Genomic DNA, 13,354 nt, shown 5'->3' with positions numbered 1-13,354 from the left:
GAGGATTCAAAATGCCTTATATCGATGAACAATTTAGCAAACTTGCAACTGATCTAATTAAGTTCCAGGAAAAACATAATGTTGATGATAACGCAATGGCAGTTAACCTTATGATGAGTGTTGAACGCTATCATGCTATCAAAAGTATGTGGGATAAACCTACTGACACTGAAGTTAAAAACATTGAAGATTTCTTAATTCACAACAAATAGTAATAAAAAATATATGATTAATCGGAGAAAATTATGAAGAAAATTTTATTGTTATCAACTGTTGCGGTTTCATTGCTAGGTTTAACGGCTTGCTCAAATACCCCAAAAAAACCTGCTGATAAAAAAAATAATACCGAAAAAGTGGAAAAAAAGGCTAAAGACAATAAAGCAACAACGAAAAAAGCAACTGACTCAAATAGTTCTAATACAAATGCAACTACTTCAAATAAATCTAACAGTAGTTCAAGTAATAGTGGTTCAACTAGTGGTACTAACCATAGCACCTCAAGCAATAAAGCTAATAATAAAGTAACTACCACCCCTACTGCTACTAATTCAAGCACTAATCAAAATCAACCAGCTAGTTCAACTCAAGGAACCCAGGCTTCAACTCCTGCTACCCAAACTACAGGTAGTAATAATCAATCTTCACAAGCATCTTCAGATACCAATGGCACTGCTAACACTGATTCAAATCCTGACTTAAATGTCTACACTAACCCATCAGAATACTCTAACCGTTGGAATTAATTAAATGATAAAAAAGAGAAGTGAATTTTAAAATTCACTTCTCTTTTTTATTTCCAACCATAAGTTGTTAAATTCATGTCTCGTTTAGGAACTTTTGAAACATAGGGATTCCCCGCCACAATGAATCGATAAGGCTTTTCACTCCATGAGCCTTGAGTACTAACTCCAATTCGACCGGTAGATATGATTTTTTCAGGGGTTTTACCATGGATGAGGTCAATATCAAGTTTCGTATCGCCAAATTCCAAAAGATTCATCTGTTTGTCAGTAATACCTAAGGCTTTCATCAACTTCCCGGGACCATTAGTCAAATCAAAGCCATGTTTCGCTCGATTTTGTTCCATTACTTCAATTCCTTGGACTGGTTGAATCCCCCGAATTAAAATTCCTTCGGGCGTCCCCTTAGCTTGGGTAGCAATATCCAAGCATAACTGACTATGAATTGAGTAAATATAAACTGTGCCAGGAACACCATATAAAGGTTCATTAGAAGGAGTCCGTTTACCAGCAAAGGCATGTGCTGTAGTATCATTAACTCCGAGATACGCTTCAGTTTCTGTGATATACCCACTCATAATTCCTGCTTTAGAATGATAAACTAACAACTTTCCCAATAACTTCTTGGCAATCTCATCAGTTGTCCCTTCACTAAAAAACCTTCTCAGCCGTTCTGTCACAATTATTACCTCTTCTTAACGAACTACGATTACTGAAATTTTTGCACGCTTAGCCAACTTAATACTAATGCTATAAAAATGATGTTCTCCGTCTTTATCAGCCCCACAAACTAGTAAGTCTGGTTTGTAATCCGGAATGATATCATCAAGAATTTGATCATCAATATCTCCACCTTCACTTGCGATAGCAGAAACTTTTTCAATCCCAAAATCTTTAGCAGCATCAACATATTTATAAATAACTGCATTTAAAGCAGCACGCTTCTCGTCTAATTTCTTCGGTGTTAAAGAATCGTAGATGTTAATATCATCACCCTCTAATACCGAACAGATTCCGAGTTCAGCGCCAAATTCTTTTGCTTGAGTAACTGCATAACTCAATGCTTTTTGGTTTGCTTGAGGATCATCTGCATCAATGGTTAATAAAATCCGTTTAAAAACAAGTGGTTCTACTTTTGTCATATTTTTCACCTCCAGTGACTATCATTATAATATCATAAGAATTTGTTAAAACCATCACTTTTTTAAAAAATAAAAAATGAATGATTCATTAATCACAAAACTTAGCAATATAAAAACAGAAATGAAATTTCATTTCTGTTTTTATATGAAAATATTTAGTTACTCCACTCCTTTAGTAGAAGCAATCATATCTAATTTTTTAAGTCGACTTCCCATCATGACAACAGTTGAGAGTGCCGCCGCAACTACAATTATGGTAGCTAGGCCAACACTAAGCGTTGTAATGAACGGATAATAAATAATCTGACTGGTATTAAAGGTCGTAACGTACTGTGAAAGAAACCAATAACCAAATGGAATACCTAAAATCCATCCCAAACTGGTAATCGTTAAGTTTTCAATAATCGTTAGGTTTCTAATTTGGTTCCGGGAAAAACCTAAAATTTCAAGCGTTGCATAACTCCGTGAACGTTCCGTAAAACTCAATGAGCCTAAATTATAAAGGATAACCACGGTCAATAAGATTCCAAATACTTGAATCATCAAGAAAATACTGCTCAAATTATCAACCATTTGTTTAGCATTTTGCTTCTGTTCTTTCAAGCTAACCACTTGTGTCACTACTGGATTATCTTTGACAGATTGCGATAGTTTGTACTGACTAGTTAAAATGGCCGTTGGTTTAAAGGTCATTCCTTGATCTTGCCAAGTCGTTTTAGTCATATAAATCCCTTGTGGTGCACTAGTCTTGATAATCCCTTTAACCTTAAGTTTTAGGGTTTTATCGCTAAAAGATGGCTTCAACGAAACTGTTTGATTCTTTTTCAGATGTGCAGTTCTGGCAATGCCTTCGCCGACATAGACACCACCATCTTCAATTTTTTGGTGATTTTCGGTTTTTAAATTAATTTTTGAACCTGAATCAAGGATGGTTAACGGACGATCAAACTTTCCTTTGGGTTTCAAACTACTATAAACAGTCTCGATTTTTTCACCATGAACTTGGTTCGTGATGCGCTGAATTTCTGACTGGCTAGTCGTATTACTTAAATTAAGTTTTTTGACATATACATATTCGTGACCGTAAGTTTGATTGACTTGATTATCCATTGAATTTTTTGTTCCAAATCCAGTCATAACCAAAGCTAAGCCACCAATTACTCCAATTAAGCCCATCAACATTTGAACTTTGTTACCTAAACTATCCCGAATTGACCACCGGTTTCCAAAGGAAATTCGGTTCCAAATTGCCGGAAAACTTTCTAGCATTACTCGTTTACCATGCTTAGCGGTGCTACCTTTTCTAAAGGCTTGTGCTGGAGTTAAGCCATGATTTACTTGAGCCGCAAACAAGGATGATAAAATACAAATAATAATAACCCCTACTGCTACGTAGAGTGGGACAAACGTGTAAGCAATTTGCCAACTCGGAAGGGAAAACATTGGTTTTTGGGAACTCATAACAAAGTTAGAAAGCAATGGTGCTACACCTAAACCAACTACGGCTCCAATTCCTCCAATTAGTAGACCATACATTGAATAGTACAACGATAAGGTCGTGTTTTTATACCCTAAAGATTGTAATGTTGCCATGTCACGTTGTTGTTGATCAATGATTTTTCTAATCGTGGTGTACATTGCAAGGACTGCCAAAAGAATGAAGATAATGGAGAACAAAATCGAAATATTTCGAACTTGTCCAACCCGATCAACGGCGGTCGCAATCCCAACGTTTGATTTTTGAGTTTGTAACGCAATGTATTTAGCTCCAATCAACTTCCGAATTCGGTTTTCCACTTGATGATGGTTGCTATCTTTCATTTCGACCACATTATTTAGTTGTGGAAGCTTAAATTGATTGGTTAAAGTTTTTTCGCTAATCAATCCATAACCATAATCTTGATTTTGGGGTGAAATAAAATCATTGGACCCCGTATAGTACATCTTATCAGGAGAATTTACTAATCCTGCCACCTTTAATTTAACCGCTTGTTGATTAAATTTAACTGTCACGGAACTGTTTTTATGCAATCCATTACTCTTAGCAAATTTTTCGTTTAAATAAATTCCGTTAGCATCTTTGTCGATTTTATGACCGTTACTTTGCAACGTTTCTGATAGTTTTTGCGTACCTGGGGTACTAACTGCCAAATAACGTTTACTTCCTTTTAGATGGGTAGTGGTGTTAATTTCTGTTTGGGAAGACACTTTAGATACATCGGGAAGGTGCTTAATCTGACTGACTTCATAATCACTTAACCCCGTTGATAGTAAGGTAGAAGTTGCTAAATGGGTGCGCGTGGTATATTGATTAATATTTTGCTTCATCCCATTCCAAGTGCCTTCTAGTCCGGTGTAAAACAGCACGCTCAGAAAGGCCATCAAGAAGACTGAGAAAAACTGGGTCCAATTTTTAAAGACCGTCCGAACTAATTTTTTTAATAGAAATCTCATCCCCAATCAACCTCCTCAACTTCAAGTGGATTCGGATTATCAATGATTTTATCGACTTGTCCATCTTTAATGTGAATTACTCGGTCAGCAATCGGCGCCACTAACGGATTGTGAGTAACAATCACGACTGCCGTATCTTTACTCTTACTCTTCTTTAAAATTTCAAAAACTCGTTGGGAGGTTTCTGTATCTAAAGCACCAGTGGGTTCATCACACAAAAGTACTTTGGGACCTTTTGCTAACGCTCTCGCAATTGAGACCCGTTGCATTTCTCCTCCAGAAAGTTGGTCGGGAAAATTATTTTTTCGTTTTAAGAGTCCAACTTTTTGTAAATAATTTTCGGTTGCTTTACGATAATTTTTATTTTCTAATTGCGCAGAAATAGCGACATTTTCAAAAACCGTTAAATTAGAAATCAAGTTGTAAAACTGAAAGACGAAGCCAACAATGTTTTTCCGATAATTAGTTAATTGTTTATCTGATTCCGTATTAATAACGGTTTTGTTATAGGAAACCGTGCCATCAGTCGGACGATCCATTCCCCCTAAAATATTCAAAGTGGTACTTTTACCTGATCCACTGGGTCCTAAAATAACCGTCACTTGATTAGCTTCAATGTCAAAACTAACATCATTAAGTGCATGTGTAACCTCTGATCCATTTTTATAACTTTTACTAACGTGTTTTAAACTAAGCATTCTATCTTTCCTCCCTTTATGATTACTTGTATAATAAAGGCATAGCTTTAAAAAGAAAAGTAGGGTAATTTTTTACAGTTACTGCATAAAATTAAAGAATTTAGGAGAAACCTAGCATGGAGAGCACAAAAATTATTGAAGAATGTCCAATTCAACCCGTTGTCGATATTATCAGTGGAAAATGGACAGCTTACATTCTATGGGAAATTTATAACGAAAATAATCATTATGGTGGAATTATTAAAGCACTTCCGGGAATTAGCACCAGAACCCTATCGACTAGATTAAAAATGTTAGAAAAAAATAGCATCGTTACCAGAACAATCTTTAACACGACTCCCCCCACTGTTGCTTACCAATTAACCAAAAAAGGTTTAGACTTAGCCCCCATTTTAGTTTCGATGAAGGACTGGTCGGAAAATTATAAGTAAACAAAAAATACCCAACTTCAATTCAGTTAGGTATCAATTTAAAATTAGCTTTCTAAATAAAGGAGAAAAGTTATGATTACTATCTCAATAATTATAATTTTAGTATATTTGTACCTCAAACACCGTAATAATAAAAAGAGTGATTCAAATGAATTAATCAAACTCAAAAAATTATTGGACAAGGGCGTTATTACCCAGGAAGAATTTGATAAAAAGAAGAAAGATATTTTAGATCTATAATTGCCTAAAACCATAAGAAAAAGCATCTTTGATAATCAGTCAACCAGTTGGCGATTATCAAGGGTGCTTTTATTTATTAGTCATCATCGTCATCGAAATCAGTATTCCGATTTAAACGAGCAGCCATCCGTTTCGCCCGAATCCGCTGCATTTTTTCTTTCTTCTTTTCGATCCGCATATCGTCCATCCCCTTAGCTTTAAGAACAATTCCCTCATCATTTTTCACCATATGATAAATGGAAACTAAAATCATGATACAAACAAACATCAAAGGGAATCCTGAGATCGCACAGAAAGTTTCAACGGTATTAAAACCACCAACTACCACAATCCCAAAGGAGAATAATACAAAGATAATTACCCAAGTCATTCGATTAACTTGACTAGGTTCTTGATCATCTTTCAATTTCAAACTAGTAAATGATGAAACGATGTAAGCTGACGACGAGATAGTCGTCGCTAAGAAAATAAAACAGGAAATACAGTAAACAATAAAGACAATTGATTTAAACGGTAAACTTGATAAGACCGCTGTGATTACGGCTTCTTGACCCTTAGTATTTAAAATATGAACTAAATTAATGGCACCGGTTTTTTGTAACCAAAGTGAGTAACCACCTAAGATGGCGTAGAAACTCAAACAACCAGCTGATCCATAACCCAACATTCCTAAAAGAATTTGCCGAATGGTTCTTCCTTTTGAAATTCGAGCAATGAAAAGTCCCATCACGGGCATGTAAGCTAACCACCAACCCCAGTAAAAAATAACTTCTGAGTTAGCAATATCTGGAGTCCCATTTGGGACCGTATTCGTACTTAAAGAAACAAAGTTACTGGCTAACAAACCTAAACTATTAGTTTCTGAACTTAAAATGTAAATCGTGGGTCCGACCAAAAGAACAAAGGCTAAAAATAAAATGGCCGTCCAGATGTGCATATCACTTAATTTATCAATTCCACCATTAAGTCCATGCCAAACGGTCCAAGCAAAAATCACAAATAAAATTCCAAAGAGCGCAATTTTAAGCGCCATGTTATCTGGAAGACCAGTTAAACTACTTAAAACATTTGAAATGATTGGAATTTCCATTCCAACTGATGAACCGACTCCGCCCATAATTCCGAAAACAACTAAGAAATCAACTAATTGACGACTGGCATATTTCCACTTTTCATCCCCTTGAAGAAAAGTGATTGATCGACTAAGTCGCTGGACATGTCCTTTTTTAACAAATAATATGTATCCAATTGCAATGGCAGCAGGAGCATACATCATCCAAGCCATTGGTCCCCAGTCGAATTGACCGAGCATATGTGCGTAATTATACGCATTTTGTGAAAAGGGCTTAATGCCAAAGGGTGGTGAAGAAACGTATCGGATTGGATCAACAATACTCAACATTAAAATACTAGCGTCAATGGCCGTAGCAAAAACCATACTCCCCCATTGTAAATTACTATATTGTGGTGTCGAATGTGGATCACCTAATCGAATTGCCCCATATTTACTAAATAGTAACCACATGAAAAAAACAAAGTTCACAATGTAAACCATCATGTAAGCCCAACCCATTTGCTTAGTTATCCAAGCTAAAGCTACCGTTAGAAAACCTTGCAGGCTTGTTCCCCCCATAATTAAAATTGTCGAGGCGACCGCAAAAATCAAAATCGTCGGAATAAAGACATATTTATCAATATTGAAATGTTTAAAAATAATTAAAATCCTCCTCAGATTAATCTAAAAGATTTCTAACAAAAAGCACCGTAAAATGGAACGAATCTCGAACCATTTGCTCAGTGCAGATAAATACCAAAACTTCAATGTAAAGTATACCACTTATCTCTTTTTACTAATTTTGACCATTATCAATGGTCTTAATCACACGAGCAGGATTTCCAGCAATACAAACGTTATCGCCAAACGACTTGGTTACCACTGAACCAGCCCCAACAACCACATTATCACCTAAAGTAACTCCAGGAAGAATCGTAACTCCACCACCAAACCACGCATTATCACCAATTTTAATGGGAGCACCTAATTCCACATCCGCTACCCGTTCTTTGGCAGTCAACGGATGAATATTGGTATATAGGCCACAATTAGGTCCAATGTAACAATTCTTTCCAAAAGTAATCGGACAAGAATCCATTAAAGTCAAGCGATAATTTCCAAAAAAGTTATTGCCAATGTGAATGTTCCAACCATAATCAAATTGTAAATCCGTTTCCACGAAAAATTCATCACCTGTATCAGCAAATAAGCCTTTGATCATCGCATTTCGTTCTTCATTATCAGGTGTATTGTTAATTTTTTGAAGCAGCTTACGGACCAAAATCCGTCGTTTGATTAATTCATGATCAAACTGATTAAAGTCTTCCCCAGCTGTCATTTTTTCCCGTTCTGTGGTCATCATAACCTCCTACATTTTATCCATCGTTTGATTTAATAATTCATCAACAAAGACATTTCCTTGATTTGTTGCATGCCCTTTAGTCCAAGCATATTGAATTTTAGGGAATTTTTCCAATAATTGGTCTAGTTGTTGCCAAAGCTCAGCGTTTTTTAACTCTCCTCCACTACGCTGCCACCCTCGCTTTTTCCAACCACTCAACCATCCCTTTTGAATTGCATTCAAAACATAGCGTGAATCAGCAACAATTCCAACCGACTTATCATTCAAATGATTTTCCAATAACCATTTTAAAGCTTGTACTAGCGACATGATCTCCATTCTATTATTCGTTGCCCCAAGTTCTCCACCAGTATCAGAATGTTGCTTACCATGATAGTCAATTAGATAAGCCCAAGCTGCTGGATCAGTAGCTTTAACATGACCACCTGCCACATTGCCATGATTGCGTGAGCCCCCATCCGTAAAGACAATTAATTCTGGCTTTTCTTTTGAAATTGTCGAAGTAACATTCAGTTGCCGTTTAGACGCATCTTTTCTCTGCATAAAGCGCTGAGCTTCCACCTCAGTTGCAAAACCTTTATATTTAGCAGCCGAATATCCTTCAACTTGTTTTTTAGCATCTTCCCAAGTCTTGTAAATTCCTGGTTTTTTCCCAACTCGGACTGCATAAAATTTATTTGTCTTGGCCATGTCCATTACTCCTTTAAATTGTTAAAAATTAGTTATTAATACGGCTTTGCCCTTTGCTTTCCGCTCATTTTATGTAAAAATAGTAAGTAAGGTAATCTAAATAGGAGGAAACGAGATGTCAGATATTAACATCAAATTAATCACCGCTGATCAAGCTATGAAAATGTTACGTGATCGACATGCGAAACGAAATGAACGTTTCCCAGAGTTAATTACTCCTGGTAGTTATATCTTACCAGACTACTATTTAACTCGAAAAAGAGAAGCATTTAAAATTCGTCGTCATACCTTCTTAAAGAAAAAACCACGTTCTTATGTAGCTTTTGATTCTGAAAATGGACAAACTCTTTGGTTACGCAACTTTAATAGTTTATCCGAAGCGATGTTTTGGCTAAGCACTGGTTTAAAACCAGCCGATAGTGATTCAAATAATTCTTTTGCAAAGTGGAAAGAAAATCATGCTGCTGAAATTAACACTTTAAAGGATCAATTAAGAGCGTTATCAAAACCTAAGAAAAAAGAGATCACGAAAGCAACCAAAGCAAAGGCAAAATAAACCAAATAAGAGGTCATCAAGAGATGACCTCTTATTTTTTAGCAAGAAAAAAAGCCGCCGTAGCGACTTTTAATTATTTAGCAGGTGTTTTCTTTAAGAATTGTTGTAATTCAGCAATTCTTTTTTGTTCTTTTTTACGGCCTTTTTGATCGATAGGACGACGACCTTGAACACCATTTGGATGACAAATTCTCATGATGAAATGCTCCTTTACTTTTTTACTTACAAATAACAGCTTCTTGTATTATAATACACCCAACCCTATAAAATCAAATATATTTCAAAGGCAGGTAACTAATTATGATTAACGATTATCCTCAAGTTGTGACCATTGCTGGAAGTGATAGCGATGGTAGTGCCGGAATTCAAGCAGACTTGTTAACCTTTTTTGCTAAAAAAGTGTATGGTGCAACAATTATTACCGCCTGTGTGGCTGGTAATTCATTTGGAATTCATGCTGAAGCTAACATGGATTCTTCCTTTATCAGTCAAGAATTCCAAGACTTAGCTGATGATTTCAAGATTCGGGCTGCTAAAACTGGAATGCTCTCTGATACTCAAATTATTAATACGGTCGCTGATAACTATGAAAAATATGATTTCGGCCCACTAGTTGTTGACCCCGTAATCATTACTAAACACGGTGACATGTTATTGGAACAAGAAGCTTACAATACTTTAGTGAACCGTCTTATTCCAATGGCAGATGTTTTAACGCCTAATTTTTTTGAAGCCGTTAAACTAACTGGTTTAGACGATCAAGATCCTAATTTTCAAGCCAAAGCCGCTCATAAATTACAACAGCTTGGTGCTAAAAACATCATGGTGAAAGGCCGTCACGATAGTGACAACCAAACTGAAGTAACAGATTACGTTTTACTTGAAGATGGGTCCACATTTACGTTAACTGGACCTTATTTTAAGACAACTCACAAGAATGGAACTGGTGACACTTTGTCAGCTGCCATTACCGCTGAACTTGGCTTAGGAAAAACAGTTGAGGAAGCAATTCGGGCAGGAAAAAAATACGTAGATGCTTGTATTGAAAATGAAATTGAAGTTGGTCACAAATTTGGGCCAATTAATCACTGGGCATAGTTAATAAAGAATAAAGGGTAATGACTTAACTTTTTAGTCACTACCTTTTTTTATTTTTAAATTACCATTTATTGGGGCTCCAGATTCTTCCATCCAATTCCATTTCTGCCTGCTCAATCCGTTTTGCTTGTTCTTTAGCAATTCCTTTTGTTGCTTCTAAGAGTGCTTGATTAGTAAATGTGGTAGTTTTATTTTTCAAATCATTAATTTGATATACTAGCCAATCTAAATTTTCCATTTTTAACCCTCCTCTGCCTGTCGAATCATTCTAATTTGATTTTTCAAATCATTTAAATCAATTTTATTTTGGGATAATTGATCAATAATTAATTGTAATTGAGCTTGATTATCAACATTCATCATCATTTTTAAACGTTCAATCACCCAGTCTTGCCGTACACTAAAGCTAAATGGAAACTGAGCTGTTAAATATTGTTGATAATTAACTAAGAGCTTGGTTTGCTGCTCAGGCGTCATGTATTCAAATTGATTAACCACTAGCGGTGTCATAAATGTCATTCCAGCTCGATGTGCTAATGCTCGGTATGGAATTAGAATTTCAGAAATACTAAAATCCTCCCTAGCTCCCGCTTGAAAATCTTTTTCGGGATACCCAAGAGTAGTAACAATTCCTAATTCTTTACTCTTTAGAATTCCCTTTTCGTTCGCAAAGGTAAATGATCGCGTTAAAACATCATCTTCCCATTTTTTTAGGGTAGCTGGAGCACTGTACCAATACATTGGAAATTGAAAAATAATCCGTTCATGCTGAATCAAGAGTTTTTGTTCCGCCTTAACATCAAAATCAGTTTCTTCCTGCAAGTAATGCCAGGTAATGTTATTCAATCCTTCTGTGGCCCGCTTTAAAAATCCTTGCGTACTAGAATCATGATAATCTGGATGTGCTATAATCACTAAAGTTTTCATTCTCTCTCCAATCTTTTCTTAACATTAATCAATTACGTCCTCTAATATTTTATTTTTTATCTATATTTCAATTAAAAGTTATATGTTGCGTTCGGCTTTGATGCATTGTAGAATAAATCTTAAAGATGATTACTAATAGTTAGTAATCACTTTAACTAACTTATAAGGAGCTATTATTTTGGCAAAGCAAAGTGCGTTATATATGAATCCTAACCGAAAGGTTGCAGTTTTAGATTACAATCAAAATTATGTCACTGATATTTTTACTTTACTAGATAGTCCAGAATTAGCTCAAGTCGTCACCGAATTTTTAAAGGGACAACGAATTAATTCATCAAAAAATGACTTTAATAACGTCACTGCTGAACAATATGTTGATACTCTTAAAAGAGTGTTACTTGATCAAAATGATGTATATGCTGATTATTCACGTACCGCTATTTTAGCAAGTATCGAAAAACTATACTCGTTTTATCGCTCATTTTTACGAATTTCAGTACTCAATAAAGAAGGTAACGATTCCGCAAATACGTTTATTGACTTAGATAATAAATTCAATGATTTGGTATTACAATTATATCGAACTGTCGAAGAAAAACTACAAGGATTTACCAATCATGCCTATCGACAAGTTAATGCCGGAACTTCGGCAGCCGCGTTAACTAAAAAGCATGCCATTAAACTACCTCCAAAATACCAAAAATTAAACAACATTCCCTTTTTAGACACTTTAATGTTACGTCCACCAATGATGATTACGACTCCTAGCAACAAACGAAAGGGAGTTTTTTCACCAGTAGATTATAACCCTATCGAGCACTTTAATCCTGATTCAAAGCAAGATTGGTTCTGCTATCCTGCTAAAATCGGAGAAAGTCTTGCTTTCATTTACTTCCATCGTGATTACTTTGCTGCTGGTATTTCATTAGCAAACCTATTTGAATTAGCAACAGCAGAGGAAATTGCAGATCGACAGCCTGATTTAATTTTACTCTTTGGTTTAGACCATACTAAAGATGAAGTCAGCCATTACTATCACGATGTCGACAATGACCTATGGGTAGGAGAAGTGCCTTATAATGATCAAACCACTTACTTTGGCTACATGAAAAAAATGTGTTTGACCTTGCATAATTTACACCAAATTTATACAAATCATTTACCAATTCATGGATCAATGGTTAAAATTAAATTTGCAAATGGTAAAGAAAAATCAGTGGTGTTTTTCGGTGATTCTGGGGCAGGAAAGTCTGAGTCAATTGAGGCTTTACAAGAAGTAGCTGATGATAAAATTGTTAGTATCGAAACCATCTTTGATGACATGGGAAGTTTCACGTTAAAAGATGGTGATTTATACGCCCAAGGAACTGAAATTGGCGCCTTTGTTCGTTTAGATGACTTAAGTAGTGCTGTAGCATTTAATAACATGGATCGGGGAATTTATTTAAATCCAGATCAAAAAAATGCACGGGTAATTATCCCAGCTAATACCTATGCGAACGTAATAGATCATCACCACGTCGATATGTGGGTTTATGCTAACAACTACGATCAAGAAATTGGCCTTCACCGCTTTGCTAATCAAGACGAAGCAAAAGCAACCTTTACTGCTGGACGAAGAAATGCACTTGGAACCACTGATGAAATTGGAATGAGCACAACTTTCTTTGCTAATCCTTTTGGACCAGTTCAAGAGCCAGAGCGTACTCAACCAATTATTGATGATGTTTTCAATTGGTTCTTCAATAATGATACTTACATTGGTGAGATTTATACCCACCTGGGTAATGATAAATCAAAAACTAGTTTAAATGCTTCGGCAAAATCATTATTAAATGAATTAATGAATTCCTAGGTTAGATAGTTGACAAAATCTATAGATATGTTATTCTATAGTAGATGTATGTAACGTTTCGAGTTTTTAAGGTTTCTTGTTTTGTTTTATGATGAGATAACTTCCT

The 13,354-nt window shown here is 35.6% G+C and carries 17 protein-coding genes; 7 read left to right on the top strand and 10 right to left on the bottom strand.

Going from position 1 to position 13,354, the window contains the following annotated elements; genetic code table 11:
- Positions 1 to 11 precede the first annotated feature (11 nt).
- Together AC0GLY_RS01190 and AC0GLY_RS01185 are read left to right on the top strand one after the other, a co-directional pair.
- Positions 12 to 212, top strand: a complete 201-nt coding sequence (locus tag AC0GLY_RS01190; RefSeq protein WP_496611764.1) for an LBP_cg2779 family protein — start codon at positions 12 to 14, stop codon at positions 210 to 212.
- 33 nt (positions 213 to 245) lie between these two features.
- Positions 246 to 743 (top strand): hypothetical protein, encoded by a 498-nt coding sequence (locus AC0GLY_RS01185; protein WP_496611763.1) that lies wholly within the window; start codon positions 246 to 248, stop codon positions 741 to 743.
- A 47-nt stretch (positions 744 to 790) separates the two neighbouring features.
- On the opposite strand, the gene AC0GLY_RS01180 is transcribed toward AC0GLY_RS01185, so the two are convergent.
- The 4 genes from AC0GLY_RS01180 to AC0GLY_RS01165 all read right to left on the bottom strand — a co-directional run bounded on the left by AC0GLY_RS01180 (position 791) and on the right by AC0GLY_RS01165 (position 5,034).
- A complete protein-coding gene (locus AC0GLY_RS01180) occupies positions 791 to 1,420 on the bottom strand; it encodes a DNA-3-methyladenine glycosylase (protein WP_496611762.1) in 630 nt (209 codons plus the stop codon).
- A 15-nt stretch (positions 1,421 to 1,435) separates the two neighbouring features.
- Complete coding sequence (locus AC0GLY_RS01175) at positions 1,436 to 1,882, bottom strand: universal stress protein (RefSeq protein ID WP_496611761.1); 447 nt, start codon at positions 1,880 to 1,882, stop codon at positions 1,436 to 1,438.
- 159 nt (positions 1,883 to 2,041) lie between these two features.
- Entirely contained in the window at positions 2,042 to 4,336 is a 2,295-nt protein-coding gene (locus tag AC0GLY_RS01170; RefSeq protein ID WP_496611760.1) for an ABC transporter permease, read from the bottom strand.
- Positions 4,333 to 5,034, bottom strand: a complete 702-nt coding sequence (locus AC0GLY_RS01165; RefSeq protein ID WP_496611759.1) for an ABC transporter ATP-binding protein — start codon at positions 5,032 to 5,034, stop codon at positions 4,333 to 4,335. Before AC0GLY_RS01165 ends, AC0GLY_RS01170 begins: the two co-directional genes overlap by 4 nt.
- 116 nt (positions 5,035 to 5,150) lie before the next feature.
- Between AC0GLY_RS01165 and AC0GLY_RS01160 the strand changes: the two genes are divergently transcribed.
- Complete coding sequence (locus AC0GLY_RS01160; protein WP_496611758.1) at positions 5,151 to 5,465, top strand: winged helix-turn-helix transcriptional regulator; 315 nt, start codon at positions 5,151 to 5,153, stop codon at positions 5,463 to 5,465.
- Positions 5,466 to 5,537: 72 nt separating this feature from the next.
- Positions 5,538 to 5,705, top strand: coding sequence for an SHOCT domain-containing protein (locus AC0GLY_RS01155; RefSeq protein WP_496611757.1), 168 nt, complete (start codon positions 5,538 to 5,540; stop codon positions 5,703 to 5,705).
- A 76-nt stretch (positions 5,706 to 5,781) separates the two neighbouring features.
- Here AC0GLY_RS01155 and AC0GLY_RS01150 read toward each other — a convergent pair whose 3' ends face one another.
- The 3 genes from AC0GLY_RS01150 to AC0GLY_RS01140 form a co-directional block, all read right to left on the bottom strand.
- Positions 5,782 to 7,422 carry a BCCT family transporter gene (locus tag AC0GLY_RS01150; protein ID WP_496612219.1) on the bottom strand — a complete coding sequence of 547 codons (1,641 nt, stop codon included), beginning with the start codon at positions 7,420 to 7,422 and terminating at the stop codon, positions 5,782 to 5,784.
- A gap of 133 nt (positions 7,423 to 7,555) precedes the next feature.
- Positions 7,556 to 8,122, bottom strand: a complete 567-nt coding sequence (locus tag AC0GLY_RS01145) for a sugar O-acetyltransferase (RefSeq protein WP_496611756.1) — start codon at positions 8,120 to 8,122, stop codon at positions 7,556 to 7,558.
- 6 nt (positions 8,123 to 8,128) lie between these two features.
- Positions 8,129 to 8,812: a ribonuclease H family protein gene (locus tag AC0GLY_RS01140; protein WP_496611755.1), complete on the bottom strand. Its 684-nt coding sequence runs from the start codon at positions 8,810 to 8,812 to the stop codon at positions 8,129 to 8,131.
- A gap of 115 nt (positions 8,813 to 8,927) precedes the next feature.
- Between AC0GLY_RS01140 and AC0GLY_RS01135 the strand changes: the two genes are divergently transcribed.
- Entirely contained in the window at positions 8,928 to 9,368 is a 441-nt protein-coding gene (locus tag AC0GLY_RS01135) for a hypothetical protein (protein WP_496611754.1), read from the top strand.
- A gap of 73 nt (positions 9,369 to 9,441) precedes the next feature.
- Here AC0GLY_RS01135 and AC0GLY_RS01130 read toward each other — a convergent pair whose 3' ends face one another.
- Positions 9,442 to 9,564, bottom strand: a complete 123-nt coding sequence (locus tag AC0GLY_RS01130; protein WP_496611753.1) for a hypothetical protein — start codon at positions 9,562 to 9,564, stop codon at positions 9,442 to 9,444.
- Positions 9,565 to 9,668: 104 nt separating this feature from the next.
- Here AC0GLY_RS01130 and thiD point away from each other — a divergent pair, with 104 nt between their 5' ends.
- Complete coding sequence (gene thiD, locus AC0GLY_RS01125; protein WP_496611752.1) at positions 9,669 to 10,466, top strand: bifunctional hydroxymethylpyrimidine kinase/phosphomethylpyrimidine kinase; 798 nt, start codon at positions 9,669 to 9,671, stop codon at positions 10,464 to 10,466.
- A gap of 61 nt (positions 10,467 to 10,527) precedes the next feature.
- Here thiD and AC0GLY_RS01120 read toward each other — a convergent pair whose 3' ends face one another.
- Both AC0GLY_RS01120 and AC0GLY_RS01115 read right to left on the bottom strand, forming a co-directional pair.
- The gene (locus AC0GLY_RS01120) at positions 10,528 to 10,704 is read right to left on the bottom strand and encodes a hypothetical protein (protein ID WP_496611751.1); all 177 of its coding nucleotides are present in this window, start codon (positions 10,702 to 10,704) and stop codon (positions 10,528 to 10,530) included.
- Between the two features lie 2 nt (positions 10,705 to 10,706).
- Positions 10,707 to 11,393 (bottom strand): NAD(P)H-dependent oxidoreductase, encoded by a 687-nt coding sequence (locus tag AC0GLY_RS01115; RefSeq protein ID WP_496611750.1) that lies wholly within the window; start codon positions 11,391 to 11,393, stop codon positions 10,707 to 10,709.
- Positions 11,394 to 11,571: 178 nt separating this feature from the next.
- Between AC0GLY_RS01115 and AC0GLY_RS01110 the strand changes: the two genes are divergently transcribed.
- Positions 11,572 to 13,248: a phosphoenolpyruvate carboxykinase gene (locus tag AC0GLY_RS01110; RefSeq protein WP_496611749.1), complete on the top strand. Its 1,677-nt coding sequence runs from the start codon at positions 11,572 to 11,574 to the stop codon at positions 13,246 to 13,248.
- Positions 13,249 to 13,354: the final 106 nt, after the last annotated feature.

It is taken from the genome of Fructilactobacillus sp. YLN 2507, from assembly GCF_059614085.1.
Note: the sequence above shows the minus strand (reverse complement) of the source record. Positions and strands in the feature narration are given on the sequence as shown.

Excerpts from the sequence above, each read along its gene's own strand:
- AC0GLY_RS01160 (WP_496611758.1), top strand. The coding sequence starts at position 5,151 with ATGGAGAGCACAAAAATTATTGAAGAATGTCCAATTCAACCCGTTGTC.
- AC0GLY_RS01155 (WP_496611757.1), top strand. The coding sequence starts at position 5,538 with ATGATTACTATCTCAATAATTATAATTTTAGTATATTTGTACCTCAAA.
- AC0GLY_RS01190 (WP_496611764.1), top strand. The coding sequence starts at position 12 with ATGCCTTATATCGATGAACAATTTAGCAAACTTGCAACTGATCTAATT.
- AC0GLY_RS01120 (WP_496611751.1), bottom strand. The coding sequence starts at position 10,704 with ATGGAAAATTTAGATTGGCTAGTATATCAAATTAATGATTTGAAAAAT.
- AC0GLY_RS01145 (WP_496611756.1), bottom strand. The coding sequence starts at position 8,122 with ATGATGACCACAGAACGGGAAAAAATGACAGCTGGGGAAGACTTTAAT.
- AC0GLY_RS01175 (WP_496611761.1), bottom strand. The coding sequence starts at position 1,882 with ATGACAAAAGTAGAACCACTTGTTTTTAAACGGATTTTATTAACCATT.
- AC0GLY_RS01170 (WP_496611760.1), bottom strand. The coding sequence starts at position 4,336 with ATGAGATTTCTATTAAAAAAATTAGTTCGGACGGTCTTTAAAAATTGG.
- AC0GLY_RS01140 (WP_496611755.1), bottom strand. The coding sequence starts at position 8,812 with ATGGCCAAGACAAATAAATTTTATGCAGTCCGAGTTGGGAAAAAACCA.
- AC0GLY_RS01115 (WP_496611750.1), bottom strand. The coding sequence starts at position 11,393 with ATGAAAACTTTAGTGATTATAGCACATCCAGATTATCATGATTCTAGT.
- AC0GLY_RS01165 (WP_496611759.1), bottom strand. The coding sequence starts at position 5,034 with ATGCTTAGTTTAAAACACGTTAGTAAAAGTTATAAAAATGGATCAGAG.
- thiD (WP_496611752.1), top strand. The coding sequence starts at position 9,669 with ATGATTAACGATTATCCTCAAGTTGTGACCATTGCTGGAAGTGATAGC.
- AC0GLY_RS01135 (WP_496611754.1), top strand. The coding sequence starts at position 8,928 with ATGTCAGATATTAACATCAAATTAATCACCGCTGATCAAGCTATGAAA.
- AC0GLY_RS01130 (WP_496611753.1), bottom strand. The coding sequence starts at position 9,564 with ATGAGAATTTGTCATCCAAATGGTGTTCAAGGTCGTCGTCCTATCGAT.
- AC0GLY_RS01185 (WP_496611763.1), top strand. The coding sequence starts at position 246 with ATGAAGAAAATTTTATTGTTATCAACTGTTGCGGTTTCATTGCTAGGT.